Raw genomic sequence first — 312 nt, forward strand, 5'->3', positions numbered from 1 at the left:
CTTCTATTCACATCCAGGTATCGACCCAATTGGTATTACTCGGGCTGCAGTAAACTTGATAGCTACCGGCGAAAAAAGCCAAGGCGCAAGTACTATTACTCAACAAGTAGCTCGTAACTTTTTCTTAACTCGGGAAAAAACTTACATCCGTAAGATCAAGGAGATCTTTTTAGCGATTAAGATTGAACAGGAATTATCGAAAGATGAAATTCTTGCTTTATATCTCAATAAAATCCCCTTGGGCTATCGCTCATTTGGTGTCGGCGCCGCTGCACAAGTATATTACGGAAAAACAGTCGACCAGCTTACACT

At 41.0% G+C, this 312-nt stretch carries 1 protein-coding gene; it reads left to right on the plus strand.

Annotated elements, in window-relative coordinates; genetic code table 11:
• A partial coding sequence (locus Q4528_RS13245) for a transglycosylase domain-containing protein (protein WP_303521962.1) occupies positions 1-312 on the plus strand: 312 nt, incomplete at both ends.

It is taken from the genome of Staphylococcus pasteuri, assembly GCF_030547725.1.
GTDB classification, from domain to species: Bacteria; Bacillota; Bacilli; order Staphylococcales; family Staphylococcaceae; genus Staphylococcus; species Staphylococcus pasteuri.